Consider the following 21,650-nt stretch of genomic DNA (forward strand, 5'->3'; position numbering starts at 1 on the left):
CGCTGGGGGCGGGGGCGAAGCGAATCTCAGGCGCTGCGGGCCGGGAGGTTCTCGAAAGCCCAGGGGGTGCCGCCGAGAGGGTGCGTCTGAAGCCGGCAGACAGCGGGTCCGGTGATGAACGGCACGCGGAGCTCCAGCGCCAGGTTCCGTTCTTTCCGGGTGCGGATGTTGGTGACGCCGGTCCAGATCTGACGGCGCCTGAACTCGGTCGAGCGGGCGCCGAACCGGCGAAGGGCGGCCAGGCGGGCGTCCTGCCGGGCGTCGGGGAGGACGAGGGTCACGCTCCGGACCGCCTGGGTGCTGAACTGGAGAACCTCGAACCCGGGGTCGGCCGTCTGCAGGTCGATGGCCGAGAAATGCTCGCCGAGCACGTGCTGGAGGGTCAACAGCGCCTGGTAGGACATTACCCGCGGAACGTCGTAGACGGCGGCGGCGAGGCTTGGGCGTGCGGACTGCGGCAGGACGTGGAGCAATTCCGCATAGCCGGCGCGCATGGTCGGTCGCATCAGCTTGGTGAAGGAGACGGGCAGGTAGAGCGGGGCCTTGAGGCCGCCCTTGTTGATGAGTCGCAAGGCGACGAGCAGGCAGGCGTTGTCGAACTCCACCGCGTCGCGCGGCTGATGCTCCCGCCCGTCGGCCACGCTGATATGAACTTCCGACTCGGTCGGGGTGCTGCTGAGGACGTCGCCGACGAACAACTGGCGGCTTGGGAAGTAGATGCCCTGGACCGCCTCCCGGGGCGGCGGCGCCTCAGCCCTGAACGGGGCCCTGTGGACCATTTCGGGCGGTATCGGGCTGAGACTGCCGTCCGGGGCGATCCGGCTCAGCCGGCCACCGCCCGGCATGCTTCGACCACTGGACATGAGCTCGGCGACGGCGTCGGCGGACAGGGCGGAGAACTCCCGCATGGCCTCTTCCGAGCCTTGGAACAGCAGGAGGGTCAGAGCCTCGGCCGAGGCCGTGCCGAACAGGCGCGTTTCCAATTCATCCGACAGGCGGGCGAGCTCAATGGTGTCGAGTTCGCCGGTGCGGGGATCCGTCAACCGGAAGCAGTAATGGGTGAGGAGGTCGAAGGTGCGCGGCCAGCACCAGCGCACTTCCAGGAAGGCGTTGGTGTATTTGGCGACAAGGGGTCCCAGGGACTCGAGCGGGATGTCGGTCCGGTTGGCGTCCAGGGACACCCGCAAACAGGCTGTTGCCGTCATCCTTTAACTCGATGCCGAGGAGGATTTCCGCGGCAACCGACGCCGCTCCTCAACCTTCGGTACGCCTAAAGGTGCTTCAATCTTCTAAAGAGTTTGGGGGAGCGGCCGCCGACGCGCGGCCAGGCCTGTTCGGCCGAACCGGTGACCGAGGAAGGCCCACAGGCCCACGCCGCCGAGCCCCGCCATGGCCAGGCCGCTCAGCACCGTCACCAACTCGTACAGCCAGCCGCCGACCGACGCGGCGTGCACCGGATAGAGGGCGTTGTAGACCCGAAGCCCGTCTCCGAGCCGGTTGGCGTCCATCGCCGCAACGACCTCGCTCGTGGCGGGATCGATGGTCACGGTGGTGCGGCCGTTCGGGTGCCATTCGCCCGGCTGACGCATCCGCAGCGTCGCCGGCTTGCCGGGGGCGGCTGGCCAGCTGACCATGCGGGGAGCGGCGTCGGGGAAGCGGGCGCGGGCGGCGGTCAGGGCCGCGGTCCAGTCGATGTCACCCTGGCTCACGGCGGGCGCGGGCGGCGTCGGAGGCGGGCCGCCATTGAGCAGGGCCTGGGTCGTCCCGTGAAAGACGATGGCGGCGCCGGTGAGCGAGAACAGCAGCAGGGGCAGGGTGAAGATCAGGCCGAGGTTGCGATGACTGCCGATCAGTTCGCGCCGGGCGCCGCTGCGGGGCCACATCCGCCAGCCCGTGGCGCGCCAGGCGGGAATCCAGACGATCATCCCGGTCAGCACCATCAGCACGAGAGCGAGTCCCGCGCCGCCCGCGACCAGCTTGCCCGCATGGCCCGCCAGCAGTTCGTGATGCAGGTCGAAGACGAAGGTCTCGGCCCGAGCGGCGCCGCGCCAGCGTTCGACTACGGCCCCGCCCGCATCGGCGTAGGCGAAGCCCTCGTCGGGCAGGTACAGGCGGTGGGCGCCGACGACGCCGGCGGGCAGGACGACGGTCTTCACCCGTGGCTCGGCCGCCTCGATCGCCTCCAGCGCCGCGCCGAGGCGGGCGGTGTCGAGGTCGACAGGCGCCCGCGCCGCCGGCACGCTGGCGCGGATCCAGTCGTCCTCGAACACCAGCAGCGACCCGGTCAGGCCGAACACGATGGCCAGCACCGCCAGTGCGGCCCCGGCCCAGGCGTGCACCGTGCGGATCGCGCCCATCACCGGCCTAGAAACTCCGGGTCAGCGTCAGGGTCGCGGTGCGACCGCGCCCGGCGAAGTAGCGATCGTTGTCGGCAGGCCCCTGGGTGTCCGAGAAGTATGAGATGTACTGCTCGTCCAGCAGGTTCTGCACCCCCAGCGACACTGTGCCGAACCCGGCCTTGTATCGGGCAAGAGCGTCCAGGACCGTATAGCCCTCGAACGCGTTCCGGGGGTCGGGATCGCCCTCGAACTCGCGTTCGAGGAAGGTCTGGGCCTGCAGCCGCAGGGCGACCGGGCCCGCCTCGTATTCGCCCCACAGCAGCACGCGATCGGGTGAGATGTTGGCGCCGTCCAGGTCGCGGTTGAGGGGGCCGTTCTCGACGCTGGCGCTGCGGCCGTCGAGGGCCGCATAGCTGCCGCCGATGGTGAAGGCGTCGGTCGCGCGCCATTGGCCCTTCAGTTCCAGTCCATCGATGCGCGTGGCGCGGCGCTGAACCTCGAACACGCCGCCGCTGCTCACGAGGAGCGAGCCGCGTTCGGCCTCCGAGCGGAATACGGCGGCGGACAGCTCGATCCGCTCGCCCCGGTATTCGACGCCCACTTCGGCGTTATCGGACACGACCGGCTCAAGATCGAGGAAGGTATCGACGTCCTGGTTCGGAAGGTTGATGCCGCGGAGCACGCGGCCGACGTCGGCCATGGTGAAGCCTTGGGCGAACGAGCCGTAGACCAGCAGTCCAGGCGTCACTTCATAGGTCGCGCCGATGTTGAACAGCGTCTCCTCGAAGCCCGGTTCCCCGCCCGCGACGGCCTGCCGGCCATAGAAGTAGAGGGTTTCGAAGTCGTCGACCTTCAGCTTCGCCGATTCATGACGCACCCCGGCGGACAGGGTCAGGCGGTCGGCGAGCAGCGACTGGTTCAGCTGCAGGAAGGGCGACAGGCTCTCATAGGCGGTTTCCGGCACCCAGTTGCGCCCGGTCAGCACCAGCTCCTGATAGGTCTGGTCGCGCAGGCCGTCGACGCCGATCAGGGCCTTCAGCCCCGTCATCCCGGGAACGTCGCCCTGCCAGTCGATTTTGAAACCCAGCTTCTCCGAGTTGTTCGCCGATTGGTCGAACAGGGTTCCCATCGGTGCGATGGCCGGATCCTGGAAGGTGGGGAAACGGCCCCCGCCGAACACGCCCGCATAGTCGTGTGCGAACAGCTGCGCCCGGAACACGCCGCCGAACAGGGCGCGGTCGGTGTAGCTCAGGGCCGCGGACGTCACCTCGTTGGAGGGTTGATGGCCCTCGGGGGCGCCGCGTACGGCGCCGGTCGGCAAGCCGGTGGCCCGGTTTCCGGCCACGGTGACATAGTCCCCGTCACCCTCGAGATGGAAGCGATTGATCCAGCCCTCCAGCCGCCGGTCGTCGCCCAGGTCCCAGCCGGCGCGGCCGAAGAACGACAGTGCCTGGGAGTCCTGCACCTCGCCCTGGGCGCCGTCGAAACCGATGCGGCGGCTTTCGGCGTCGTAGTAGGCGCCGCGGGTCTCGAACGCCGCACCGAGGGTCAGGTCGAACGCGCCGAAATCCTGCCCGCCGATGCCGGCCAGCTTGTAGCCGACGCCGTCGCCCCTGATCTCGTCATCGGTTGTGACCTGGGCCATCATTCGCCCCGTCAGGCCCTCGGCCTCGGACGGCTTGCGGGCCGTGACGTAGTTGACCACACCCCCGGTGGCGCCGATGCCCTGGATGGCGTTGGAGCCGAAGATGACCTCGACCCGGTCGATGAAGAAGGGATCGATGGTGTAGCCGTCGCGGCTGTCGTCACGCAGCGGCGTCGACTGCGGCACCCCGTCGACCAGATACAGCGCCGAGCGGCCCCGCAGGGTCTCGCCGAAGCCCGACAGCTTCTGCCGGGTCGGCGAGAAGGACGGCACCAGGGCCGAGACAATGTCCACCGCGGAGGCGGCGAGGGCGGTCTGCTGCTCGATGGCCCGGGCGTCGAGAACCTCGATCGTGGCGGCCAGGGCCGAGCGTGGCGCCTCGATCCGGGAGGCGGTGACGACGACCTCGTCCAGCACCGCGGGCTCGGCCTCCTGCGCGATGGCCGGAAGGGCGATCAGGAGGCTGGCGGCGGAGACGGACACAAGCAGGCGTTGGGACACGATGAAACCACGGAAAAGACGAGGGGAGCGCCTTCCAGCACGTGATCAATTGCAAGTCAATCGCACTCGCAATTGCGGCCCTGCTCACGGCTCAGGTGAACCGGATGGGCGCTGGGGACTTTTACAGGGGACAGTGGGGATTTCGACAGGGGACAATTCCTCCCCAGGTTCCCATGTACCTGCATGCCAACACCCCTCCTGAACCGCCTCGCCCGCCCGCCCGACGATCGCGCGGGCATGCCGGCCGACTCCACGCCCTGTCGGCGGTGACCGTCGTGGCGATCGGCCTGATCGGCCTCCGCTCCATGGAATTGCCCGGACCCGAGCCGGTCGGGCCGGACGGCCCGCTGAAGATCGAACTGGTCCAGCCGTCTGATACAGAGATACGGCCCGGCGCGCTGATCGATGTCGGCGAACTGGTCAACGGTTTCCAGGGCGTGCCGGCCCCACCGCCGGCGGCGCTGGACGAGTGGGCCTACCAGACGGACTGGGACGATTGGGCCGAGCCGCCGCCGCCCGTGTCCCCAACCCCGCCGTGGCGCGCCTTCGCCGACTCGCTTTTCCCCCGACGGCCCGCGCCTGAACCGGCGGCCGCGGCGCCGGAGGACGAGGGCCGCTGGTTCGGCTTCGACGCCCCCGGTCGCGACTACCGGGCCGAACGGGAGGCCCGCCGCGCGCGCCTCGAGGCGATGGAGCGGCAGCCCGAGGCGCAAGGTCCGGAGCAGCGTCGCCTTGAACAGGCCGAGGCGGACGGCCGCGCCTGGGAACGTCGCGAGATCGAACGCCGACTCGGACGGGATGAGCCGCCGGATCCCTATGGCGACTATGACGTCCGCGATCCGGCCCCGGTCGGGTTCGTCCAGTAAAGTCGTCCGGCGCGACCGTCTGCCTTCCCCTGCGTGATCTTGGCACGCGCGCCCGCGCGGTCTAGGTCGAAGGCTCAACCCTTTCAGGAGACGCACCATGGCCGACCTGGCCCAAGTCACCGAACACATCCGCGGCGCCGTGGGCGACAACTCCGGTCTGGGCAAGACCGTGAAGATCGACCTCGGCGACACCGGCAAGATCTTCATCGACGGCGCCTCGGTCCCGAACACCGTGACCAACGAGGACAAGCCCGCCGACGCCACGGTCTCAATCGGCTGGGATGACTTCATGGCCCTGTCGAACGGCCAGCTCGATCCGATGATGGCCTTCATGCAAGGCAAGCTGAAGATCGCCGGCGACATGATGATCGCCCAGAAACTGGCCCCGCTGCTGAAGCGCTGAGGCGCATGACGGCGAACTGATCTTTTCAGCGGCGCGGCTCCAACGGGGCCGCGCCGTTTTCGCATCGGAGCACGACCATGGAATTCCGGCACAGCGAGAGGGCCCTGCACTGGCAGGAGCGGGTGCGGCGCTTCCTCGACGACCACGTCCTGCCACGCGAGGAAGAGTACCGGGCCCAGGTCCGCGCGGACCATACCCGCCAGCCGCCCGCCATGGAGGAGATGAAGGCCCGGGCGCGCGAAGCCGGCCTGTGGAACATGTTCCTGCCCGGCGACCACGGCGCCGGCCTGACCAACCTCGAATACGCCCCGTTGGCCGAGCTGATGGGCCGCCATCTGTGGTCGGCCGAGGTGTTCAACTGCAACGCCCCCGACACCGGCAATATGGAGGTGCTCCATATGTACGGAAACGCCGACCAGCAGGCGCGCTGGCTCAAGCCGCTCATGGCCGGCGAGATCCGTTCGGCCTTCCTGATGACCGAGCCCGAAGTCGCCTCGTCGGACGCCACCAACATCCAGACCCGCATCGTGCGCGATGGCGACCACTATGTGATCAACGGCCGTAAATGGTGGTCGACCAACATGGCCCACCCCAACGTCGCGGTGACCATCGTCATGGGCAAGACCGACCCCGACGCCGCCACCCACGCCCAGCAGAGCCAGATCATCGTCCCGGTCGATACCCCCGGCTTCCGGGTCGAGCGCATGCTTTCGGTCTTCGGCTATGACGAGCGCCCGATCGGTCACGCCGAAGTGGTGCTGGAGAACGTCCGCGTCCCGGTCGAAAACCTGATCGCCGGCGAGGGCCGGGGCTTCGAGATCGCCCAGGGCCGCCTCGGGCCGGGCCGCATCCACCACTGCATGCGCGTGATCGGCGTGGCCGAGCGCGCCCTGGAGCTGATGGTCCAGCGCCTGCTGTCGCGCACCGCCTTTCGCAAGGCGCTGGCCGAGCATTCGGTCTGGGAACAGCGCGTCGGCGAGGCTCGCACCAATATCGAGATGTGCCGCCTGCTCGTGCTCAAGGCCGCCTGGCTGATGGACGAGGCCGGAGCCAAAAACGCCAAGTCCGAGATCGCCCAGATCAAGGTCGCGGCCCCGCGCATGGCGCTTCAGGTCATCGACGACGCCATCCAGGCCTTCGGCGGAGCGGGCGTATCATCCGACACGCCGCTGGCCGAGATGTACGCCATGGTCCGGACCCTGCGCATCGCCGACGGCCCCGACGAAGTCCATAACCGCACCGTGGCGCGGCTGGAGTATGCGAAGCACGGCGGTCGGGGCGGCTAGAAGGCGGTCACGTCCTTCGGATGCACCCGCCGGTTGGGCGAGCCTTCGAAGGCCCAGCGCAGGAATCGGGCCGTCGACAGGGCGCCGGTTCGCACCAGCGTCCGGGGCAGCCGCCGCGGCTGGGCGTGCATGGCGCGAGCCCAGTCGGGCAGCAGGTCCATCCCGGCCTGCATGATCAGCCCGGCGGCGAGATCGACGGTCGGTGCGCCGATGGTCTGGCGCATGACCATGGCCGCCACCTCGTGCGTTCGGACGTCGGCGCGCAGCCTTGGGCGGAACGACTGGATCAGCGCCTCGGCCTCCGCACGGCTGCGGGGCAGGGGATCGGCGCCCAGCGCCTCGCCGATCCGCGCCATCTCGTGGAAATAGGCGTCCTGCTCCGCCCGCGGCATGTCCGGCTCGGCATAGCGGATCCAGGCGTCGAGGAAGCTGATCGTCTCGGTCACATGCACCCAGGCCAGCAACTCCGGATCGGTGACCCGATAGGGCGTGCCGTCTGGCAGGACGCCGCCGAGCTTGCCGTGGATGCGGTTGACCTTGTCGATAGCCGCCCGGCCCGCGTCGGCATGGTCGTAGGTGGTCACGGCGATGAACTTGGCCGTCCGCCGCAGCCGCCCATGCATATCGGCCCGGAAGTCCGAATGATCCCACACCCCGGCCAGCACCGCCGGATGCAGCATCTGCAGCAGAAGGCCCGAGACGCCCCCGATCATCATGGTGGTCACGTCGCCGTTGACCTTCCACGCCACCGAGTCCGGCGGGAACAGGGCATCGGCGCGGCGCAGCACAGGCCGCTCGCCCTTCGAGGCGTCGTTGAAGACCTCGGTGATCCGGCGGCGGATCATTGCCTTGGTGTGGCTGCGAATCATTCCGGCGTGAGGTCGAGATGCAGGAACTGGTTGAACGGGCTCGCCTCGTAGCTGCCGAACGCCTCGCCGTTGGCGAAGCCGCGTCGCCGGTAGAGGGCGAGCGCCGGCTCGAAGGCGGGGCCGCTACCGGTTTCGAGACTCAGCCGTCGTATCCCGCTGGCGCGTGCCTCGGCGATCACGTGCTCCAGCAGGCCCGCGGCCACACCCTGACGCAGCCAATCGGGATGTGTCCGCATCGACTTGAGCTCCGCCTGGTCGTCCCCAAGGCGGCGAAGAGCGGCGACGCCGACCGCGTGCTCGTCGCGCCAGGCCGTCCAGACGGTGATATCCGGCTGTTGCAGGCCCGACAGATCCAGGGCGAACACCGCGTCCGAGGGGGAATTCGCCTGCATCCCTCGCAGATGCAGGGCCAGCAGCGCCCGCGTGGACGGGTGGCCGAGGTCATCAGTTCTGATCTCGAATGTCATTCGGCGTCGCGCCAGCCTTTCAGGGCTTCCATAGCCCGTTCGCTCATCAGCCGCTTCTTCGCCCGCCCGCGGTCCTTCGGGTTGATCCGCCTGCCCTCGGCGTCGACCTTCGGCGCCTCCAGCGGCGGCAGCAGGCCGTAGTTGATGTTCATCGGCTGGAATTTGGAGATGCCGCCGGGGCCCTCCAGATGGCCGCCGGTGATGTGCTCGACCAGGGCGCCCATGGCGGTGCAGGCGGGCGGGGCCTCGAGCGAACGACCGAGGCGTTCGGCCGCCGCCAGGCGGCCGGTCAGCAGGCCCATGGCGGCGCTCTCGACATAACCCTCGACCCCCGTCACCTGCCCGGCGAAACGCAGCCGCGGCATCGCCTTCAGGCGCAGCTGCCGGTCCAGCAGCTTCGGCGAGTTGAGGAAGGTGTTGCGGTGCAGGCCGCCCAGCCGGGCGAACTGGGCGTCCTGCAGGCCCGGGATCATGCGGAAGATCTCGGCCTGGGCGCCGTGTTTCAGCTTGGTCTGGAAGCCGACCATGTTGAACAGCGTCCCCAGCGCATTGTCCTGTCGCAGCTGGACGATGGCGTACGCCTTGACCTGCGGGTCGCGCGGATTGGTCAGGCCGACGGGCTTCATCGGGCCGTGGCGCAAGGTCTCGCGGCCGCGCTCGGCCATGACCTCGATGGGCAGGCAGCCGTCGAAATAGGGGACGTTCTCCCACTCCTTGAACTCCGCCTTCGGCCCGGCCAGCAGGGCGTCGATGAAGGCCTCGTACTGGGCTTTGTCCATGGGGCAGTTGACGTAGGCGGCCGCGTCCCCGCCCGGCCCTTCCTTGTCGTAGCGCGACTGCCGCCAGGCGATGTCGAAGTCGATCGACTCGGCGTGGACGATAGGCGCGATGGCGTCGAAGAAGCTCAGGCTCTCCTCGCCCGTGGTCCTCAGGATGGCGTCGGCGAGGGCCGGGGATGTCAGGGGGCCTGTGGCGACGATGACATTGTCCCAGTCCTCCGGCGGCAGGCCGGCGATCTCCTCGCGCACGATGGTGACCAGCGGATGGGCCTCGAGCTTCGCGGTCACGGCTTGCGAGAAGCCCTCGCGGTCCACGGCCAGCGCCCCGCCCGCGGGCACCTGATTGGCGTCGCCGCAGGCCATGAACACCGAGTCCAGCGCGCGCATCTCGGCGTGCAGCAGGCCGACTGCGTTGTATTCCCAGTCGTCCGAGCGGAACGAGTTGGAGCAGACAAGCTCGGCCAGGCCGTCGGTGTGATGGGCGTCGGTCTTGACGCCCGGAACGCCGCGCATCTCGTGCAGGATCACGGGCACGCCGGCGCTGGCGACCTGCCAGGCGGCCTCGGAACCGGCGAGGCCGCCGCCGATCACGTGAACAGGGGAGGGGGAGGAGGTCATGGGCTGGCTTCTAGCCGGGGGGCGCGGGCTGGGCTAGGCTGGGGCGTTCAACCGGGGGAGGGATTTATGGCGTTTCAGGCAATGGACGCGGCGCTTGAGGGCTTCCGCATCGCGCGCGAGAAGCCGAAGGCCATGCTGATCTGGGCGGCGGCGTCGCTGCTGATCAGCTTGCTGGCCGCGGTCGGCATGGTCGCCCTGTTCGGCGGAACCATGAATGAGTTCATGGCCATGAGCCGGACGCCGAACAACGATCCGGCCGAAGCCATGGCCATGATCGGGCAGATCGGACTGCTCTATGCGTTCATCATCCCGGTCGCCCTGCTGGTGTTCTCGATCTTCACCTCGGCTGTGTACCGGACGGTGCTGAGACCCGCCGAGTCGGCGTTCGGCTATCTGCGGCTGGGCGCTACCGAACTGCGCATGGCGGTGGTGCTGCTGGTGCTGGGCCTTCTCAGTCTGGTGGTGAGCATCGCTTGCGTGATCGTAATCGGGATCATTGGCGCAGTGATCGGAGCCGTGGCCGGCGCGAGCGGGGATGGCGGCATCGGCGCCGTCCTTCTCGTCGGCGTTCTGATCGTGGTGATGTATATCGGCATGATCTTCGTCAGCCTGGCGTTCTGGACCCGGTTTTCCTTCGCGGGGCCGATGACCTTCAGCGAGGGTCGCATTCGCATCTTCGAATCGTGGCGAGCGACCAAAGGGCATTTCTGGTCGCTGCTGGGCTGTTACATCGTGGCCGGCATTCTGGGCATCCTGGTATCCCTGCTGGGCGGCGCAATCAGCATGGCGGTCATAATGGCCGTCGGCGGCGGCGGCGGCTCGACGTTCCTGGAGATGGTCGAGTCGATGCAGCCGGATTATTCCTCGGTAGCGGCCTTCTTCACCGCGGGAATTATCGCCAATCTCGTGATCAGCTCGCTGTTCTCGGCCCTGACCTATGCGATCTTCCTGGCGCCCCCGGCGGTCGCCTACCGCGAGATCGCCGGTGGAGGGGCGGACGCCAACGTCGGCTGACGGCGTCGCGGTTCTCGCCCCGCGAGGCCGATGATCACGGGGTGGAGGCCGTCTCCGAAGCGATGGCCTCGGCGCGCTTCTTCGCCCGCGCGGGCTTGTCCTCCGCCGCCGCCCGGCTGGACAGGCTCGCCACCCGCGCCTTGCGGCGGACCTCGTGCCGGTCCAGCACCTCCTTGAGGTATTTGCCGGTCCAGCTCTTCGGGTTGGACGCGACCTGCTCGGGGGTGCCGACCGCGACGATCTCGCCGCCGCCGTCGCCGCCCTCGGGTCCGAAATCGATCAGCCAGTCGGCCACCTTGATGACGTCGAGATTGTGCTCGATCACCACGATGGTGTTGCCGTTGTCGACCAGCTCCTGCAGCACCTCCAGCAGCTTGCGGGTATCCTCGAAATGCAGGCCGGTCGTCGGCTCGTCGAGGATGTACAGGGTCTTGCCGGTCGCCCGTTTCGACAGCTCCTTGGACAGCTTGACCCGCTGCGCCTCACCGCCCGACAGCGTCGTCGCCGATTGCCCGACCTTGACGTAACCGAGCCCGACCCGGTTCAGGGTCAGCATTTTGTCGCGGATCGACGGCACGGCCTTGAAGAAGCTGGCGGCTTCCTCAACCGTCATGTCCAGAACGTCAGATATGCTCTTGCCCTTGAAGACGATTTCCAGCGTCTCGCGGTTGTAGCGCCGGCCCTTGCAGACGTCGCAGGTGACGTAGACGTCGGGCAGGAAATGCATCTCGATCTTGATAAGGCCGTCGCCCTGACAGGCCTCGCAGCGCCCACCCTTGACGTTGAAGCTGAAGCGGCCGGGGCCGTAGCCGCGCGCCTTGGACTCCGGCAGGCCGGCGTACCAGTCGCGAATCGGGCCGAAGGCGCCGGTGTAGGTGGCGGGGTTCGAGCGGGGGGTGCGGCCGATCGGGCTCTGGTCGATGTCGATGACCTTGTCGAACAGCTCCAGCCCCTCGATGCGGTCGAAGGGCGCCGGGGCGTCGGACGCGTTGTGCAGCCGGCGCGCGGCGGCCTTGTACAGGGTCTCGATCGTGAAGGTAGACTTGCCGCCGCCGGACACGCCGGTGACGCAGGTGAACAGCCCGCCGGGGATCTCGCCCGTGACATTCTTCAGATTGTTGCCGGTGGCGCCGCTGATCTTCAGCATCCGCTTGCGGTCGACGGGGCGCCGCCCTTCCGGCGGCAACTCGATCTCTCGCTCGCCGGTCAGGTATTTGCCGGTCAGCGAGTTCGGATTGGCCATGACGTCGGCCGGCGTTCCCTGGGCGCAGACCTCGCCGCCGTGGATGCCGGCGGCGGGGCCCATGTCGATGACGTAGTCGGCCGTCAGGATGGCCTCCTCGTCGTGCTCGACCACCAGCACGGAGTTGCCGAGGTCGCGCAGGCCGCGCAGGCTTTCCAGCAGGCGGGAGTTGTCGCGTTGATGGAGGCCGATGGACGGTTCGTCGAGCACGTACAGCACGCCGGTCAGGCCCGAGCCGATCTGCGACGCCAGCCGGATGCGCTGGCTTTCGCCGCCCGACAGGGTGCCTGATGCACGCGACAGGCTGAGATAGTCGAGTCCGACGTTGTTAAGGAAGCGCAGCCGGTCGGTGATCTCCTTCAGGATGCGGCGGCCGATCTCCATCTGCTTGTCAGTCAGCTTGTCCGCCAGCGCGGTGAACCATTCGTGGGCGTGCTTGATCGACAGCCATGACACCTCGGCGATATCCGTGCCGGCGACCTTGACCGCCAGCGCCTCGGGCTTCAGCCGCTTGCCGCCGCAGGCCTCGCAGGGCGTCTCGGACTGGAATCGGCCCAGCTCCTCGCGCACCCAGGACGAGTCGGTCTCCCGCCAGCGGCGTTCGAGGTTCGGCAGCACGCCCTCGAACGCCTTGGACACCTCGTAGGTGCGGGCGTTGTCGTCGTAGCGGAACTTGATCTTCTCGGCGCCGGTGCCGTGCAGGATCACCTGCTGCGCCTGCTCCGGCAGTTCGCGCCACGGCTTGTCCATCGAGAAGCCGTAGTGGCGGCTGAGCGACTGCAGGGTCTGGGTGTAGAGCGGGGACGGGCCGCGCGACCACGGCGCGACCGCGCCCTTGTGCAGGGTCTTGTCGCGGTCCGGGATGACCAGATCGGCGTCGAACGCCAGCTTGACCCCGAGGCCGTCACAGGTCGGGCAGGCCCCGAAGGGATTATTGAACGAGAACAGCCGCGGCTCGATCTCGCTGATGGTGAAGCCGGAGACCGGGCAGGCGAATTTCTCGGAAAAGGTCAGCCGGCGCGGAGCCTCGCCTTCCGGTGCATTGGCCCATTCCGCCACGGCGATGCCGTCGGCGAGGCCCAGCGCGGTCTGCAGGCTGTCGGCGTAGCGGCTCTCCAGCCCCGGCTTGGTGACGATCCGGTCCACGACGATGTCGATGTCGTGCTTGAACTTCTTGTCGAGCGTCGGCGCGTCCTCGATGGCGTAGAACTGGCCGTCGATCTTCAGGCGCTGGAAGCCCGAGCGTTGCCATTCGGCGATCTCCTTGCGGTACTCGCCCTTGCGGCCGCGCACGACCGGAGCCAGCAGCAGCAGCCGTTCGCCCTCAGGCAGGGCGTTCAGCTTGTCGACCATCATCGAGATGGTCTGGCTCTCGATCGGCAACCCCGTCGCCGGCGAATAGGGCACGCCCACCCGAGCCCACAGCAGGCGCATGTAGTCGTGAATCTCGGTCACCGTGCCCACGGTCGAACGCGGGTTCTTCGAGGTCGTCTTCTGCTCGATCGAGATGGCCGGCGACAGGCCCTCGATCAGGTCCACGTCCGGCTTGCCCATCAGCTCCAGGAACTGGCGCGCATAGGCCGACAGGCTCTCCACGTAGCGGCGCTGGCCCTCTGCGTAGATGGTGTCGAACGCCAGCGACGACTTGCCCGAGCCCGACAGGCCGGTCATCACCACCAGCTGCTCGCGCGGGATGTCGAGATCGACGCCCTTGAGATTGTGTTCGCGCGCGCCGCGCACGCGGATGAAGTTGTGCTTTTCGGTCATGAGGCCTGAAGGCTTGGGAGTCCGGGGAACGCGGAGGGGCCGGGGAGGGTCCGGCGCGACAGCGCTATATGGGGATTGGTTCGCGGGATTCAGCAAGAACATTGTAGGAACAGAAGGCCCGTTACGCCAGTCTGCTGCCAGTTTCTGGCAGCAGGCCGCCTGGCCGCCGCGTTCAGTCCGCCGGCGTCCACGCCTCCGCCGGCCGTAGATAGCGCTCCCCCTTGCCCGGCCGCACGCCGTTGGCCCCCGCGACGCCCAGTTCCAGGCTCTCGGCGATGCGGCGGGCGCGTTCGATGAAATGGTCGGCGGCGGCGGGCGGGCACAGGTCGCGCGCCGCTCCCTCGAACAACTCCAGCCAGCGGTCGAAATGGCGCGCGTCGACCGGCAGGGGCAGATGCTTCGGCATCGGCCGCCCGTGATAGACGCCGCTCATCAGCGCCACCGACGACCAGAACAGCCGCATCTGCTCGAGGTGCGGGCCCCAGTCCTTGATGCGGTCGTTGAACACCGGACCGATCAGGGGATCGGCGCGCACGCGGTCGTAGAAGCCGTCGACGAGGTGGGCGATCAGCACTTCGTCGATCCCGGTTTCGGCCTGAATCTGTTCGACCATGGCCGCGCGGCGACCGGCGGCGTCCTGTGGATCGGCGGGGTGGTTCATGCCCGCCATCTAGTGCGCCAGGGCCGTTGAAACCAGCCGCCGCGGGGTCGCAGCACGTACCGGGGCTCCACCGGTAACGGCTTCGTCAGCGATTCCTGTCCTCGAAATAACTTGCGAAGCCCGGGCTTCCCACCCATCCTGCGCTCCTGGAGTAGGTTTACCGGAGGCCCGACGAACATGATCAGCGCACTGGGAATTGGTTTCGCCCTTTCCGCCTCGCTGCTCGCGTTGGTCCATGTCCTCACCCAGCCTCGTCCCAAGCCCGTCCCCATCCGCATTCGTGACGCTCGATCGCGTCGCGGTCCGGACGCCTGACGGCCGCACCCTATTTTCTGACCTGAGCCTCGCCTTCGGGCGCGAACGCACGGGCCTCGTCGGCCGTAACGGCGTCGGCAAGACCACGCTGGCGCGCCTCGTGGCCGGCGTCGCCATGCCCGTTGAGGGTTCCGTCTCGCGCGCAGGGAAGGTCGGCTGGCTGGAGCAGCGGCGCGAGCCCGGGGCGGATGAAGCCGTCTCCGACCTGCTGGGCGTCACCCCCGCCATGGCCGTGGTGCGGCGGGTGCTTGCGGGCGAGGGCGGGGCCGACGACCTCGCAGCCGCCGACTGGACGCTGGAGGGCCGGATTGAAACCGCGTTGGCGGAGGTCGGCTTGCCCGGTCTCGATCCCGATCGCCCGGCCGCCAGTCTCAGCGGCGGCGAGCAGACCCGCGTCCGGCTGGCGGCCCTGCTGCTGGAGCAGCCCGACCTGCTGGTGCTTGACGAGCCGACCAACCATCTCGATGCCGACGGCCGCGCCGCCATCGCCGACCTGCTCGCCCGCTGGACGGGCGGGGCCGTGGTGGTCAGCCACGACCGGGCCCTGCTGCGGCGCATGGACCGGATCGTCGAGCTGTCGGGCATGGGCGCGGCGGTCTACGGGGGCGACTATGACCTCTATGCCGAGCGCAAGGCGGCCGAGCGGGCGGCAGCCGAGCGCGATCTCGACCTGGCCGAACAGAGCGCCGGCCGGGCCAGGCGCGAGAGCCGGAAAGCCCTTGAGAAGAAGGCGAGACGCGACAGGGCGGGGCGGGCCTTCGCGGCGAAGAAGTCGGAGCCGAAGATCCTGCTCGGCGCGATGGCCGAGCGGGCCGAGAACTCGGGCGCCCGCGAAACCCTGCTGGCCCAGCGGCGGGTGGCGGAAGCCGAGGCCGGGCTCAACGCGGCGCGCGAGCGGGTCGAGCGGGTCCGGGCGATGAGCATTCCGATGCCGTCCACGGGGCTGGCCGCCGGGAAGACCGTTCTGGCGCTCGACGGGGCCGTCTGGGACGCGCCGGGCGGGCGGCGCGTCGTGGGCCCGGTCTCGCTGTCGCTGACCGGACCGGAGCGGGTGGCGGTCACCGGTCCCAACGGCGCCGGCAAGACCACCCTGCTGCGGCTGATGTCAGGCGGCCTCGAGCCGGCCGCCGGTCGGGTCGAGCGTCCCGTCGCGGCTGCGCTGCTCGATCAGGAAACGGCCCTGCTCCGGCCGGACGAGACCCTGATCGAGGCGTACCGCCGCCTCAACCCCGGGGCGACGCCCAACGAGGCGCACGCGGCGCTGGCCCGTTTCCTGTTCCGCAATACGGCGGCGCAGCGGGTAGTCGGAACGCTGTCAGGCGGCGAGCGGCTGAGGGCGGCGCTGGCCTGCGTCATGACGGGGGCCCGACCGCCGCAGCTGCTGATCCTCGACGAGCCGACCAACCATCTGGACCTCGACTCGATCGCCGCGGTCGAGGTGGCGCTCCGGGCCTATGACGGCGCCATCGTCGTGGTCAGCCATGATCCGGATTTCCTGCAGGCGATCGGTGTGGAGCGAACGATCGAACTCAGGCCGTGCGATTGAACGCCACGGCCCGGCCGTCGCCCGCGTTGGCGCGCCCGCTGGAACCATAGGCCGACGGGCTGCCGCGCTGGGCCGCGACCTCGGCGGCGATGGTCTGGACCAGCCCTTCGGAGATGATCCGCGCCGCCTCTATAGCCCGCGAGTGGCGGGTCAGGATGGCCTCGAACGCCTCGGTGGCCCGGATCAGGGCGGTGCGTTCGCTCGCCGGCGCCGCCGCCAGCACGCCGGGGTTGGCCTTCACCTGCGCCGACTCGCGCCGGTAGGCGTTGGCGAGGTCCTGGGTGCCCGCCAGGGTGGCGGCGGCGTCCTGCGGCCGATGCGCCTCGAACGCCCTGGCTTCCGCGCCCAGACTGGCGGTGAGCCGGTCGGTCAGGTCGATCAGCTGCCGGACACGGGCGGTGGCGTTGAGGGTGGCGGTACCGGTCACTGCGCTTGCTCCTGCATCTTCAGCATCTGGGCGACGACCTGGTCGGCCAGGCCTATGCCGCCGGCCTTGACCGTCTGTTTGGCCATGGCCTCGATCATGAAGCCGCGCCACGTGCCCTCGGCCTCGCCGCCGCCGAATGGGGCCTCGGTCGACAGGCCTTCGAACATCGGTTTCAGCATCTGCGCCAGGAAGGAGGCCTCGAACGCCTCGGCCGTCTCGCGCATCCGGGCGGTCGCCGCGGGCGCGGACGGAACCGACTGGGGCAGGACGGGGGGAACGGCCAGGTCGCTCATCCTCACATCACCTCGATGTCGGCCTGCAGCGCGCCCGCCGCCTTGATGGCCTGCAGGATGCTGATCATGTCTCGCGGGCTGACGCCCAGGGCGTTCAGGCCGTTGACCAGGTCGGACAGGGACGCCCCGCCGCCGATGATTCGCATCTGGCGGCCCAGGTCTTCCTCGACCGACACGTCCGACTGGGGCACGACCACCGTCTCGCCGCCGCGGCTGAACGGTTCCGGCTGGCTGACCATCGGCGTTTCCTGCACCGAGACGGTCAGATTGCCTTGGGCGATGGCCACGGTTGAGACCCGCACCGCCTCGCCCATGACGATGACGCCGTTGACCTCGTCGATGATCACCTTGGCCGGCGCGTCGACCTGCACCGGCAGGTTCTCGACCCGGCTGATGAAGCCGGCCATGCCCATCTGGCCCGGCGAGCGCAGGGCGATGACGGTGCCGTTCTCGGCGAGGGCCGCGTTCGGATAGACCTGGTTGATGGCGGCGGCGACCCGCTGGGCCGTGGTGAAGTCCGGGTTGCGCAGCGTCAGCCGCACCTCGTTCATATTGGCCAGCTGGAAGCCCGTCTCGCGCTCGACCGTGGCTCCCGAGGCGATCCGGCCGGCCGTGGGCACGCCGCGCGTCACCGATGAGCCCGAGGCGCCCGACGCCGACACCGCGCCGGTCTGGATCGAGCCCTGCGCCACCGCATAGACCTCGCCGTCGGCGCCCTGCAGGCTGGTCACCAGCAGGGTGCCGCCCAGCAGGCTCTTGGCGTCGCACATCGACGAGACGCTGACGTCGATGCGCGACCCGGGCGTGGAGAACGGCGGCAACTCGGCCGTCACCATGATCGCCGCCATGTTCTTGGAATTGGCGTTGGAGCCGCGGATGTTGACGCCCAGCCGCTCGGTCATCCCCTCCAGCGACTGGCGGGTGAACGGGCAGTTGCGCAGGCTGTCGCCGGTGCCGTTCAGCCCGACGACCAGTCCGTAGCCGACCAACTGGTTGGTGCGCACGCCCTCGACGGCGGCGATGTCCTTGATCCGGGACTGCGCCATCGCGGGGGCCGCGAGGCCGGCCACGGCGGCGGCGGTCAGGAGGGAGGCGAGCAGTTTCTGCATCGGTACGGTGTCCGCGAACTGTTGTGCCCGCTGCGATGCCAGCGCCGTGCCAACCAGAAAGTTCAGTGAATTCAATCCAAGACCGCCGACCCGGCTGGATCGATGCGGCAGAAACTGCCGGGCCGTTAACCAAACGGTCACGCTGCGCCGACGATGGTCCGGCATGTCCTGGAGTCGCAATCCATGAAGGTCACCGGCCCATCCGGTCCGTCTACCTCCCAGGGAGCCCGCCCCGCGAAAGCATCGGGGGGCTTCTCTGTCCCCTCGCCGGGGGCCGGGGCGCCCGCCGGCGCCCCGGCGGCCGCCGCCTCGGTGTCGGGCGTGGCGGGCGTCTCGGCCCTTATGGCCCTGCAGGGAGTCGAGGACGCCACCGAGCGTCGGCGTCGCGCCCTGCGTCGCGGCGGCGGCCTGCTGGACCGGCTGGACGAACTGAAGCTGGCCTTGCTGGCGGGGGAAGCCGGGGAGGGGACGCTGGAGCGCCTCGGCCGCGGCCTGCGCGAGGAGCGTCCGATCGACGCCGATCCGGCCCTGAACAGCCTGCTCGCCCAGATCGACCTCAGGGCCGCGGTTGAGCTGGCCAAGGCTGATCTTCGCCGCAATGCAGCATAAATCGGCGAAATCTTTCGCGAAAGCGGGCGCGGCGAGCACGGAGTGATGAAGAAATGTCACGCTCGGTCGTCGACCGGGGCAATCGCTGGTCACGCTCGCGCGAGCGTTGTTGCCGCGACTCTCCGGCGTCCCTATAGGCATGCACTGCGCCACAGGGGGGCGCTGTTGAAAGCGTGAGTGCGATGAACGCATTGGCGTCTGTGATCGAGCCGAACGACTATCGGCCGTCCGAGGACGAGCCGTTCATGAATGAACGGCAGCTGGCCTACTTCAAGGCCAAACTCCTGGCCTGGAAGGACGAAATCCTTCGCGAGTCCAAGGGCACGGTGGTCAACCTGAAGGCGGAGACGGAAAATCATCCGGATCTCGTCGACCGGGCGTCATCGGAATCCGACCGCGCGCTGGAGTTGCGGACCCGGGACCGCCAGCGCAAGCTGATCTCCAAGATCGACGAGGCGCTGCGCCGTATCGAGGACGGCTCCTACGGCTACTGCGAGGAGACCGGCGAGCCGATCAGCCTCGGCCGGCTGGAAGCCCGCCCGACCGCGACCCTCTCGGTCGAGGCCCAGGAGCGGCACGAGCGCCGCGAGCGGGTCCACCGCGACGACTGAGCCGCCGCCGCGCCTTGACTTGACCGCCCGGTAGGGCGACCTACCGCGCCTCGCGTTTCAAGGTCACCCCATGTCCGTCAAGGTTCGTTTCGCCCCGTCGCCGACGGGTAAGCTGCACGTAGGCAATGTGCGCACCGCGCTGGTGAACTGGATGTTCGCACGGAACGCGCGGATCGGGGGGCAGGGCGGCGCCTTCGTCCTGCGCATTGACGACACCGACCTTGCCCGATCCACGGCCGAGTTCGAACAGGGCATCGAGGACGACCTGACCTGGCTCGGTCTGGTCTGGGACGAGCGCTACAACCAGTCGAAGCGGTTCGACCGGTACGAGGAGGCCGCCGCCCGCCTGAAGGCCTCGGGCCGGCTCTACGCCTGCTACGAAACCTCGGAGGAGCTCGACCGGCGGCGCAAGGTGCAGCTGTCGCGCGGTCTGCCGCCGATCTACGACCGCGCCGCGCTGGATCTGACCGATGCCGAGAAGGCGGCCTACGAGGCCGAGGGCCGCCGCCCGCACTGGCGCTTCAAGCTCGACGGCAAGCGCGTCGCCTGGGAGGACCTGTCGCGCGGCCGCGCCGAGGTCGACACGGCCTCGATGTCGGACCCGGTCCTCGTGCGTGAGGACGGCCTGTTCCTCTACACCCTGCCGTCGGTGGTCGACGACATCGACATGGCCATCACCCATGTGATCCGCGGCGAGGACCACGTCACCAACACCGGCGCCCAGATCGAGATCTTCGAAGCACTCGGCGGACCGGTTCCGGCCTTCGCCCACATGCCTCTGCTGGTCGGCGCCGACGGCCACGCCCTGTCCAAGCGTCTGGGCTCCCTGTCGATCGCCGAGATGCGCGACCACGGCTATGAGCCGATCGCCATCACCAGCCACCTCGGCCGCATCGGCACCTCCGATCCGCTCGAGGTCGCCCCCTCCATCGAGGCCCTGGGCGCGACCTTCTCGTTCTCGAAGATGGGCCGCTCGCCGGCCCGCTACGACACCGCCGATCTCGACCGGCTGAACGCCCAGGCCCTGCACACTATGGACTATGCGACGGCCCAGTCGAGGCTGGCGGCGCTGGGCTCGGACATGGGCGAGGGTGTCTGGAACGCCCTGCGTCCGAACCTTCAGAAGTTTGCGGATGTAGTTGATCTGGAACGGATGATCAGCGGTCCGGTCACGCCGATGATCGAGGACCCCGCCTTCGCCGCCGCCGCCCTCGCCGTGCTGCCAGCCGAGATCGGCCCCGACGCGTGGTCGGTCTGGACCAACGCCGTCAAGGAGGCCACGGGCGCCAGGGGCAAGGCCCTGTTCATGCCGCTGCGCCACATCCTGACCGGCCAGGAGCGCGGTCCGGACATGGCTACGCTGGTGCCCATGATCGGTCGTGAGCGGATCGAGAGGCGGCTGCGGGGCGAGACCGCCTGAGACGTCCTTGTCCGCCCCTCCCGATCGCGGGAGGGGCGGCTCGTGGATCAGGGCTCGCTCGTTGGCCGCAGGGCCCCTTTGTCCCCGCGTCCGACCGCAGCCTATTTCGGCGCGCTTGTCGTCTCCTGACGCGGGACCCACACCGAAATGTAGCTCGCGAGGTCCTTCTCGTCGCCGCTGACATGTGACTCGGTGACAAAGCTGCTATTGTTCCACACGAGGTTCGGATACTCATAGCCGTGGGTGTGGGTGTCGAAGCGCTGCTTGGCCTCGGCCTGCTTCTGGGTCATCGCCGCGATCGCGCCGTTGGTCGTGTTGCGAAAAAGCATGAGCTCAAGGATCGTGCCGCCCTGAATCTCGTTGGCGTTTTCCAGCGTCTGCACCCGGGTCTGCAGTTCCTGGACACGCGCCGCGAGCACCGCCACCTGATCGATCGCGACCCGGGGCGCTGGGGCCGGCTGCGGCCTCCCGCTGGTCTGCGCGGCCGCCCAGCCGGCGACACCCGCCAACACCACCGCTCCAGCAATGATCCCGTACTTCATGACAGCCGCCCTCCGCTCCAGATGAGAGAACAAGGCTACGCGAAGCGTCCGGGAAACACGAGAGCGAATCCGGTTCAGCGAATCCGGTTCGTCAGGCGGCGCTGGCGGAGGCCGTGGTCGCCGTGAGGCGGTGTCACGCCCAGCGGTGGAACCGCCGCATCCGGCGGGTCTAGGACATTGGGGCGGATGGAGGACGGAGTGACGTCTCCGACTCGCGCGGAATCGCGACGATGCCCGACGCGCCGCGGCGCTGGGCCGGACCTTGCCGGACATCAAAAAGGCCGCTCCCGGACGGAGGCGGCCCTTTTGGCGTCAGCGAC

Annotated in this window: 20 protein-coding genes; 8 read left to right on the plus strand and 12 right to left on the minus strand. The window is 68.9% G+C overall.

Going from position 1 to position 21,650, the window contains the following annotated elements; genetic code table 11:
* Positions 1–26 precede the first annotated feature (26 nt).
* The 3 genes from VEB62_RS16205 to VEB62_RS16215 all read right to left on the minus strand — a co-directional run bounded on the left by VEB62_RS16205 (position 27) and on the right by VEB62_RS16215 (position 4,467).
* Positions 27–1,205: a hypothetical protein gene (locus VEB62_RS16205; protein ID WP_324802112.1), complete on the minus strand. Its 1,179-nt coding sequence runs from the start codon at positions 1,203–1,205 to the stop codon at positions 27–29.
* An 84-nt stretch (positions 1,206–1,289) separates the two neighbouring features.
* A complete protein-coding gene (locus tag VEB62_RS16210) occupies positions 1,290–2,357 on the minus strand; it encodes a PepSY-associated TM helix domain-containing protein (RefSeq protein ID WP_324802115.1) in 1,068 nt (355 codons plus the stop codon).
* A gap of 7 nt (positions 2,358–2,364) precedes the next feature.
* Positions 2,365–4,467: a TonB-dependent receptor gene (locus tag VEB62_RS16215; protein ID WP_324802118.1), complete on the minus strand. Its 2,103-nt coding sequence runs from the start codon at positions 4,465–4,467 to the stop codon at positions 2,365–2,367.
* Between the two features lie 284 nt (positions 4,468–4,751).
* On the opposite strand from VEB62_RS16215, the gene VEB62_RS16220 reads away from it, so the two are divergent.
* The 3 genes from VEB62_RS16220 to VEB62_RS16230 all read left to right on the plus strand — a co-directional run bounded on the left by VEB62_RS16220 (position 4,752) and on the right by VEB62_RS16230 (position 7,040).
* Entirely contained in the window at positions 4,752–5,351 is a 600-nt protein-coding gene (locus VEB62_RS16220) for a hypothetical protein (RefSeq protein WP_324802121.1), read from the plus strand.
* A gap of 97 nt (positions 5,352–5,448) precedes the next feature.
* On the plus strand, positions 5,449–5,754 hold the full coding sequence (locus tag VEB62_RS16225) for an SCP2 sterol-binding domain-containing protein (protein WP_324802124.1): 306 nt from the start codon (positions 5,449–5,451) through the stop codon (positions 5,752–5,754).
* Positions 5,755–5,831: 77 nt separating this feature from the next.
* Entirely contained in the window at positions 5,832–7,040 is a 1,209-nt protein-coding gene (locus tag VEB62_RS16230; protein WP_324802127.1) for an acyl-CoA dehydrogenase family protein, read from the plus strand.
* On the opposite strand, the gene VEB62_RS16235 is transcribed toward VEB62_RS16230, so the two are convergent.
* From VEB62_RS16235 to trmFO, 3 genes are read right to left on the minus strand one after another with little or no spacing between them, the layout of a single operon-like run.
* Positions 7,037–7,909, minus strand: a complete 873-nt coding sequence (locus tag VEB62_RS16235; RefSeq protein WP_324802130.1) for an oxygenase MpaB family protein — start codon at positions 7,907–7,909, stop codon at positions 7,037–7,039. The two genes, VEB62_RS16230 and VEB62_RS16235, sit on opposite strands and share 4 nt — an antisense overlap.
* Positions 7,906–8,376: a GNAT family N-acetyltransferase gene (locus VEB62_RS16240; RefSeq protein WP_324802132.1), complete on the minus strand. Its 471-nt coding sequence runs from the start codon at positions 8,374–8,376 to the stop codon at positions 7,906–7,908. Before VEB62_RS16240 ends, VEB62_RS16235 begins: the two co-directional genes overlap by 4 nt.
* Positions 8,373–9,773 (minus strand): methylenetetrahydrofolate--tRNA-(uracil(54)-C(5))-methyltransferase (FADH(2)-oxidizing) TrmFO, encoded by a 1,401-nt coding sequence (gene trmFO / locus VEB62_RS16245; protein ID WP_324802135.1) that lies wholly within the window; start codon positions 9,771–9,773, stop codon positions 8,373–8,375. The genes VEB62_RS16240 and trmFO overlap by 4 nt, the downstream gene beginning before the upstream one ends.
* Before the next feature lie 66 nt (positions 9,774–9,839).
* Here trmFO and VEB62_RS16250 point away from each other — a divergent pair, with 66 nt between their 5' ends.
* A complete protein-coding gene (locus VEB62_RS16250) occupies positions 9,840–10,787 on the plus strand; it encodes a hypothetical protein (protein ID WP_324802138.1) in 948 nt (315 codons plus the stop codon).
* A gap of 34 nt (positions 10,788–10,821) precedes the next feature.
* Here the strand turns inward: VEB62_RS16250 and uvrA are convergent, their stop codons facing one another.
* On the minus strand, positions 10,822–13,797 hold the full coding sequence (gene uvrA / locus VEB62_RS16255; RefSeq protein ID WP_324802140.1) for an excinuclease ABC subunit UvrA: 2,976 nt from the start codon (positions 13,795–13,797) through the stop codon (positions 10,822–10,824).
* 172 nt (positions 13,798–13,969) lie between these two features.
* Complete coding sequence (locus VEB62_RS16260; protein ID WP_324802143.1) at positions 13,970–14,458, minus strand: group III truncated hemoglobin; 489 nt, start codon at positions 14,456–14,458, stop codon at positions 13,970–13,972.
* Positions 14,459–14,693: 235 nt separating this feature from the next.
* Between VEB62_RS16260 and VEB62_RS16265 the strand changes: the two genes are divergently transcribed.
* Complete coding sequence (locus VEB62_RS16265; protein ID WP_324802146.1) at positions 14,694–16,319, plus strand: ABC-F family ATP-binding cassette domain-containing protein; 1,626 nt, start codon at positions 14,694–14,696, stop codon at positions 16,317–16,319.
* Here the strand turns inward: VEB62_RS16265 and VEB62_RS16270 are convergent.
* From VEB62_RS16270 to VEB62_RS16280, 3 genes are read right to left on the minus strand one after another with little or no spacing between them, the layout of a single operon-like run.
* A complete protein-coding gene (locus VEB62_RS16270) occupies positions 16,303–16,746 on the minus strand; it encodes a flagellar basal-body protein FlbY (RefSeq protein WP_324802149.1) in 444 nt (147 codons plus the stop codon). The two genes, VEB62_RS16265 and VEB62_RS16270, sit on opposite strands and share 17 nt — an antisense overlap.
* Positions 16,743–17,039, minus strand: coding sequence for a rod-binding protein (locus tag VEB62_RS16275; protein WP_324802152.1), 297 nt, complete (start codon positions 17,037–17,039; stop codon positions 16,743–16,745). The genes VEB62_RS16270 and VEB62_RS16275 overlap by 4 nt, the downstream gene beginning before the upstream one ends.
* A 2-nt stretch (positions 17,040–17,041) precedes the next feature.
* Positions 17,042–18,148 (minus strand): flagellar basal body P-ring protein FlgI, encoded by a 1,107-nt coding sequence (locus tag VEB62_RS16280; RefSeq protein ID WP_324802155.1) that lies wholly within the window; start codon positions 18,146–18,148, stop codon positions 17,042–17,044.
* A 183-nt stretch (positions 18,149–18,331) separates the two neighbouring features.
* Here VEB62_RS16280 and VEB62_RS16285 point away from each other — a divergent pair, with 183 nt between their 5' ends.
* The 3 genes from VEB62_RS16285 (at position 18,332) to gltX (ending at position 20,788) form a co-directional block, all read left to right on the plus strand.
* Positions 18,332–18,757: a flagellar assembly protein FliX gene (locus tag VEB62_RS16285; RefSeq protein ID WP_324802158.1), complete on the plus strand. Its 426-nt coding sequence runs from the start codon at positions 18,332–18,334 to the stop codon at positions 18,755–18,757.
* 182 nt (positions 18,758–18,939) lie between these two features.
* Positions 18,940–19,368, plus strand: a complete 429-nt coding sequence (dksA, locus tag VEB62_RS16290) for an RNA polymerase-binding protein DksA (RefSeq protein WP_324802160.1) — start codon at positions 18,940–18,942, stop codon at positions 19,366–19,368.
* 70 nt (positions 19,369–19,438) lie between these two features.
* A complete protein-coding gene (gltX, locus tag VEB62_RS16295) occupies positions 19,439–20,788 on the plus strand; it encodes a glutamate--tRNA ligase (RefSeq protein ID WP_324802163.1) in 1,350 nt (449 codons plus the stop codon).
* A 101-nt stretch (positions 20,789–20,889) separates the two neighbouring features.
* Here the strand turns inward: gltX and VEB62_RS16300 are convergent, their stop codons facing one another.
* A complete protein-coding gene (locus VEB62_RS16300; RefSeq protein ID WP_324802166.1) occupies positions 20,890–21,330 on the minus strand; it encodes a hypothetical protein in 441 nt (146 codons plus the stop codon).
* Positions 21,331–21,650: the final 320 nt, after the last annotated feature.

It is taken from the genome of Brevundimonas sp. (assembly GCF_035626975.1).
Classification (GTDB): Bacteria; Pseudomonadota; Alphaproteobacteria; order Caulobacterales; family Caulobacteraceae; genus Brevundimonas.

Excerpts from the sequence above, each read along its gene's own strand:
- VEB62_RS16230 (WP_324802127.1), top strand. The coding sequence starts at position 5,832 with ATGGAATTCCGGCACAGCGAGAGGGCCCTGCACTGGCAGGAGCGGGTG.
- VEB62_RS16265 (WP_324802146.1), top strand. The coding sequence starts at position 14,694 with ATGTCCTCACCCAGCCTCGTCCCAAGCCCGTCCCCATCCGCATTCGTG.
- VEB62_RS16235 (WP_324802130.1), bottom strand. The coding sequence starts at position 7,909 with ATGATTCGCAGCCACACCAAGGCAATGATCCGCCGCCGGATCACCGAG.
- VEB62_RS16285 (WP_324802158.1), top strand. The coding sequence starts at position 18,332 with ATGAAGGTCACCGGCCCATCCGGTCCGTCTACCTCCCAGGGAGCCCGC.
- gltX (WP_324802163.1), top strand. The coding sequence starts at position 19,439 with ATGTCCGTCAAGGTTCGTTTCGCCCCGTCGCCGACGGGTAAGCTGCAC.
- dksA (WP_324802160.1), top strand. The coding sequence starts at position 18,940 with ATGAACGCATTGGCGTCTGTGATCGAGCCGAACGACTATCGGCCGTCC.
- VEB62_RS16225 (WP_324802124.1), top strand. The coding sequence starts at position 5,449 with ATGGCCGACCTGGCCCAAGTCACCGAACACATCCGCGGCGCCGTGGGC.
- VEB62_RS16205 (WP_324802112.1), bottom strand. The coding sequence starts at position 1,205 with ATGACGGCAACAGCCTGTTTGCGGGTGTCCCTGGACGCCAACCGGACC.
- VEB62_RS16240 (WP_324802132.1), bottom strand. The coding sequence starts at position 8,376 with ATGACATTCGAGATCAGAACTGATGACCTCGGCCACCCGTCCACGCGG.
- VEB62_RS16250 (WP_324802138.1), top strand. The coding sequence starts at position 9,840 with ATGGCGTTTCAGGCAATGGACGCGGCGCTTGAGGGCTTCCGCATCGCG.
- VEB62_RS16275 (WP_324802152.1), bottom strand. The coding sequence starts at position 17,039 with ATGAGCGACCTGGCCGTTCCCCCCGTCCTGCCCCAGTCGGTTCCGTCC.
- VEB62_RS16280 (WP_324802155.1), bottom strand. The coding sequence starts at position 18,148 with ATGCAGAAACTGCTCGCCTCCCTCCTGACCGCCGCCGCCGTGGCCGGC.
- trmFO (WP_324802135.1), bottom strand. The coding sequence starts at position 9,773 with ATGACCTCCTCCCCCTCCCCTGTTCACGTGATCGGCGGCGGCCTCGCC.
- VEB62_RS16210 (WP_324802115.1), bottom strand. The coding sequence starts at position 2,357 with ATGGGCGCGATCCGCACGGTGCACGCCTGGGCCGGGGCCGCACTGGCG.
- VEB62_RS16300 (WP_324802166.1), bottom strand. The coding sequence starts at position 21,330 with ATGAAGTACGGGATCATTGCTGGAGCGGTGGTGTTGGCGGGTGTCGCC.
- VEB62_RS16260 (WP_324802143.1), bottom strand. The coding sequence starts at position 14,458 with ATGAACCACCCCGCCGATCCACAGGACGCCGCCGGTCGCCGCGCGGCC.
- uvrA (WP_324802140.1), bottom strand. The coding sequence starts at position 13,797 with ATGACCGAAAAGCACAACTTCATCCGCGTGCGCGGCGCGCGCGAACAC.